At 66.0% G+C, this 5,121-nt stretch carries 7 protein-coding genes; 6 read left to right on the top strand and 1 reads right to left on the bottom strand.

The genetic code is table 11. The features are described 5' to 3' along the window. A partial coding sequence (locus QK444_RS32315) for a MauE/DoxX family redox-associated membrane protein (RefSeq protein WP_282785853.1) occupies positions 1–268 on the bottom strand: 268 nt, incomplete at its 3' end. A 177-nt stretch (positions 269–445) separates the two neighbouring features. Between QK444_RS32315 and QK444_RS32320 the strand changes: the two genes are divergently transcribed. The 6 genes from QK444_RS32320 to thpD form a co-directional block, all read left to right on the top strand. After that, on the top strand, positions 446–1,177 hold the full coding sequence (locus QK444_RS32320; protein WP_282785854.1) for a response regulator transcription factor: 732 nt from the start codon (positions 446–448) through the stop codon (positions 1,175–1,177). Positions 1,178–1,200: 23 nt separating this feature from the next. Continuing rightward, complete coding sequence (locus QK444_RS32325) at positions 1,201–1,953, top strand: HAMP domain-containing sensor histidine kinase (protein WP_282785855.1); 753 nt, start codon at positions 1,201–1,203, stop codon at positions 1,951–1,953. A gap of 71 nt (positions 1,954–2,024) precedes the next feature. Further along, positions 2,025–2,588, top strand: coding sequence for a diaminobutyrate acetyltransferase (ectA, locus tag QK444_RS32330; RefSeq protein ID WP_143980591.1), 564 nt, complete (start codon positions 2,025–2,027; stop codon positions 2,586–2,588). Beyond that, positions 2,585–3,856, top strand: a complete 1,272-nt coding sequence (gene ectB, locus QK444_RS32335) for a diaminobutyrate--2-oxoglutarate transaminase (RefSeq protein ID WP_282785856.1) — start codon at positions 2,585–2,587, stop codon at positions 3,854–3,856. Before ectA ends, ectB begins: the two co-directional genes overlap by 4 nt. Positions 3,857–3,859: 3 nt before the next feature. Then, on the top strand, positions 3,860–4,255 hold the full coding sequence (locus QK444_RS32340) for an ectoine synthase (protein ID WP_282785857.1): 396 nt from the start codon (positions 3,860–3,862) through the stop codon (positions 4,253–4,255). A gap of 22 nt (positions 4,256–4,277) precedes the next feature. Then, positions 4,278–5,121, top strand: an 844-nt coding sequence (gene thpD / locus QK444_RS32345; RefSeq protein ID WP_282785858.1) for an ectoine hydroxylase, incomplete at its 3' end; no start/stop codon positions are given.

Raw genomic sequence — 5,121 nt, forward strand, 5'->3', positions numbered from 1 at the left:
GGATGTTCGCCGGGAAGACGGCGAGGAAGAGCAGGGCCGCGAGCGCACCGCCGGTGCGGCGGGTGCGGGGTGTCGCGAGCAACCCGGCGATCCCGAGTTCGGCGACGCCGGAGGCATAGGTGTAGGTCCGTGCGCTGCCGGGCAGCGACCGCGGGACGATGGCGTCGAAGAACTTGGGGGCGAGGAAGTGCATGGTGCCGGCCACGCCCAGGAGTACCGTCAAACGTAGGGAAGCGGCCGAGGCCGCCCGCGCGCGAGAATGTGACACATGCGACACCCTGCCATACCGGCTGCTCGGTAGGGGTAGCGGCGGGAGTTCGCCACAGGTTCGGCGGTGTCCGAGTTTGACGGAGGTGGACCCGGGTACTCCACTTTGTCGGGACTGTCCGAACGAACTAGAGGTGTGCGTGGTGGACGCGAAGCCGCGTCCGGCTGGGATTGGGATATGAGTGCGAACCTGATGATCGTGGAGGATGACGACCGCGTTCGCGTGGCCCTGCGGTTGGCCATGGAGGACGAGGGCTATGACGTCGCTGAGGCGGAGGAGGCAGAGGTCGCGCTCAGGCAGCTGCGTGACAACGGAGCACCCGATTTCATGATCGTGGATCTGATGCTGGGCGGTATGGACGGCTTCACCTGCATCCGCGAGATCCGCCGCGACCACGACGTCCCCATCATCGTGGTCAGCGCCCGCGACGACACCCACGACGTGGTGGCCGCGCTGGAGGCGGGCGCCGACGACTTCGTCACCAAGCCGTTCGAGGTCAAGGAGATCACCGCGCGCATGCGCGCCGTGGCCCGGCGCGCGCGGTTCGCCGAACAGGCTGCCGCGGAAGAGGATCCGGATTCCGAACTGGGCACCATGGTGCTCGACGAGCAGGTCGGCAACCCGCTCGTGCTCTCCACCGAGAGCGGGATCGTGCGCCGTGGCGACGAGGAGATTCACCTCACGCTCACCGAGTACCGGCTGCTGTGTGAACTCGCCGGCTCGGCCGGGCGGGTGCTCAGCCGCGGCACCCTGCTGGAACGGGTGTGGGACCGCGGCTTCTTCGGCGATGAGCGCATCGTCGACGTGCACATCCGGCGACTGCGCACCAAGATCGAGCGGGATGCCTCGGATCCGCAACTCATCGTGACCGTTCGAGGGCTGGGGTATCGACTCGACGTCCAGCGGTGATCGCACTCCTGGTCGTCACCGCGGTGGTGGCCCTGGCCGTGGGGCTCGCCCTCGGCATGTGGGTGAGCCGGCGCACCTTAGAGCCGGTGGTGCGCTCGCTGCGCAGCAGCGTGGAGCGGGAACGCCGACTGGTCGGTGACGTCAGCCACGAATTGCGTACTCCGCTGACCACCCTCATCACCAGCGTCGGCGTCTTGCAGCGCTACGAGGCGGATCTGCCCGAGCGCTGTCGCCTGGCCCTGGGGCTGGTCACCGACGAGATCGAACATCTGCGCCGGGTGCTCGACGACATGCTGGCCCTGGCCAGGATGGAGGCGGGGGTGCACGCGGGCGACGCCGATCCGCTGTCGCTGAAAGAATTATTGATTCACACGGTATCCGGGCGAAAACATGCACCCGAATTATTGACGGTCGTGCAGGACAGTATGATTCGCGGCCGGAAATTGGAACTCGAACGTGCCGTGGGCAATTTGCTCGACAATGCCGTGCGGCACGGCGGCGGCATTGTCGGGATCACATTGCGACGGAATGGAGACGAAGCCGTCATCATGGTCGACGATGCCGGTCCCGGAGTCGCCGTCGCGGATCGTAAACGTGTTTTCGATCGCTTTACGACGGTGCGCGCGGGCCGTCGGACGGTGACCGGTACCGGAATCGGGTTGGCTCTGGTGGCCGAGACCGTGTCGGCGCACGGCGGGCGTGTCGAATGTGGTGAACGTCCCGGTGGCGGAGCACGTTTCATTATCCGACTTCCGGTATGTGACACACGCGGGTAACGGGCTCGTCATACGATCGCAATGAAGCCGACCGGTTCATCTCAAGATTCGGCCGCCACTCTGAAATGGTCATGAAGACACCATTCAGCCAATTCCCCGTAACTATCGATCAGCTTCTGGTGGAACCCCCCGACGGCTCCACGTTCACACTCAGATCCCCACGGGTGGAGGACGGTGGCAGTATCTGGCGAATCGCCCGCGATTCCCGCGTGCTGGATACCAATACGAGCTACGCGTACCTGATGTGGTGCCGCGACTTCGCCGGAACGTCCGTCGTCGCCGAAATAGACGGTGACATCGCCGGATTCGTGATCGGCTACTGCCGTCCACAAGCCCCCGACGTACTGTTCGTCTGGCAGGTGGCCGTGGACCATGCCTACCGCGGCCGCGGTCTGGGCGTCGAAATGCTCGACACCCTGATGAACAGCTGTGCCGCCCACGGGGTTTCGACCTTGGAGACCACCATCTCCGATGACAACCCGGCCTCCATCGCGATGTTCAACTCGCTGACGCGGCGCCGCCGGGCCGTCATCGCCGACTATCCACTCTTCGAGCGGGAACACTTCCCCGACCAGCACGAGGCCGAGCGCCTGTACCGCATCACGCCGCCGACCACACTGGAGGAGATCCGATGACCACCACCGAGACGATGACCATCTTCGAGGATCTCGAATCGAACGTGCGCGGCTACTGCCGCTCGTGGCCCGCTCTCTTCGACACCGCCCGCGGCGCGTGGCTGCACGACGAGAACGGTCGCGACTACCTGGACTTCTTCGCCGGCGCGGGTTCGCTCAACTACGGGCACAACAACCCGGTGCTGAAAGAGGCGCTGATCGACTACATCGGTCGCGACGGCATCACCCACGGCCTGGACATGTCCACCGTCGCCAAGCGCGACCTGCTGGACACCCTGCGCCGCACCCTGCTGGCCCCGCGCGGGCTGGACTACAAGGTGCAGTTCCCCGGCCCGACGGGCGCCAACGCCGTCGAGGCGGCGCTGAAGCTGGCCCGCAAGGTGACCGGACGCACCGCGGTCCTCAACTTCACCAATGCCTTCCACGGCATGACGCTGGGTGCCCTGTCGGTGACCGGCAATGCGACCAAGCGCGCGGGTGCCGGTGTTCCGCTGGTGCATTCGACCGCCATGCCCTACGACGGCTACCTCGACGACATGGACGGCCTGGCGTGGATGACGCGCGTGCTGGACGACTCCTCGTCGGGTCAGGACGCCCCGGCGGCCGTCATCGTCGAGACCGTGCAGGGTGAGGGCGGCGTGAACGTGGCCCGCGCCGCGTGGCTGCGCCAGCTGTCGGAGCTGTGCGCCGAGCGCGGCATCCTGCTCATCGTCGACGACGTGCAGATGGGGTGCGGTCGCACCGGCCCGTTCTTCTCCTTCGAGATCGCGGGTATCAAGCCGGATATCGTGACGCTGTCGAAGTCGATCGGCGGCTACGGCCTGCCGATGGCGCTGGTGCTCATGAAGCCCGAACTCGACCAGTGGTCGCCGGGTGAGCACAACGGCACCTTCCGCGGCAACAACCCGGCCTTCGTGACCGCCCGCGCGGCGCTGGAGCACTTCTGGTCCGACGACACCCTGGAGAAGGCCACCCTGGAGAAGGGCGCACGCGCCGAGCGGGCGCTGACCGGCCTGACCTCCGCCTACGACGGCCTGTCCACGCGGGGCCGCGGTCTGGTGCAGGGCCTGGTCTTCGACGACGCCTCGCAGGCGGGCAAGGTGTGCCAGGTGGCCTTCGAGCGCGGTCTGCTGGTGGAGACCTCCGGCGCGGAGGACGAAGTGGTGAAACTGCTGCCGCCGCTGACCGTCACCCCGGACGAACTCGATCACGGTCTGGAGATCCTGGCGGGCGCCGTGGATTCGGTCTGCACCGGAAAGGCGGCCTGACACATGATCGTTCGCAGCACCGCGGAGATCACCGGGACCGACCGCGATGTGGCGGGGGAGGGATGGCGCAGCAAGCGCATCGTGCTCGGTGGTGACGGTGTCGGCTTCTCCTTCCACGAGACCACCATCGAGGCCGGAACCGTGCACGAGTTCCACTATCTCAACCACATCGAGGCGGTGTGGCTGATCGAGGGCGAGGGTACGCTCGTCGACCTCGACAACGACGTGAAGTACGAGCTGGGACCGGGTTCGATGTACCTGCTCGACGGCCACGAACGTCACCGCCTCGAAGTGCGTGAGCGGATGCGCATGATGTGCGTGTTCAATCCGCCTGTCACCGGACAGGAGGTCCACGACGAGAACGGCGTCTACCCGTTGGTCGCCGTCGCCGCCGAGTAGGGAGATTGGGAGTCAGGAACGAATGACGCTGTCGGACAACACCGTAATCGATCGCTACCAGACCCGGACCAGCACACCGCGCGCTCACATCGAGCGCACCGATCCCACGGTGTGGGGTCACATCGAGTCCCCGGAACTGGCTACCTTCGAGCCCTACGGCTACTCCGTGATCGATGCGCTGCTCGACCCCGCCGAGGTCGCCGAATTCTCGGCGGAGACCCGGCGTTTGGCGGATGATCCGGACCTGTGGCTCGATGAGCGATTGATCATCGAGAAGACGTCGCGGCGGGTGCGCTCCATCTTCGAAGTGCACAAGCTCAGCAACGCCATCGCGGATCTGGTGCGCCAGAGCCGAATTCGAGGACTCGCCGAACAGATTCTGGGTTCCGAGGTCTACATCCACCAGAGCCGGGTGAACTACATGCCCGGCTTCCGGGGAGCCGGTTTCTACTGGCATTCGGACTTCGAGACCTGGCACGCGGAGGACGGTATGCCCGCCCCCCGCGCGGTGAGCCTGTCGATCGCACTGACCGACAACTACCCCTACAACGGCAGCCTGATGCTCATGCCCGGGTCACACCGCACCTTCGTGCCCTGCCAGGGGGAGACCCCGGCCGAGCACTACCGGGATTCGTTGCGCGAGCAGCAGATCGGTGTGCCCACCCAGGAGGACATCACCAAGCTGGCCAGCACCTACGGCATCAACCAGTTCACCGGTGCCGCGGGCTCGGCGCTGCTGTTCGACTCGAACATCATGCACGGCTCGTCGAACAACATCACGCCGTTCCCGCGCTCGAACATCTTCCTGGTGTTCAACAGCGTGGAGAACACGCTGGTCTCGCCGTTCGCGGCGGAAGCACCGCGGC

Origin of the sequence: Nocardia sp. CC201C (genome assembly GCF_030010695.1) — a bacterium.
GTDB classification, from domain to species: Bacteria; Actinomycetota; Actinomycetes; order Mycobacteriales; family Mycobacteriaceae; genus Nocardia; species Nocardia otitidiscaviarum.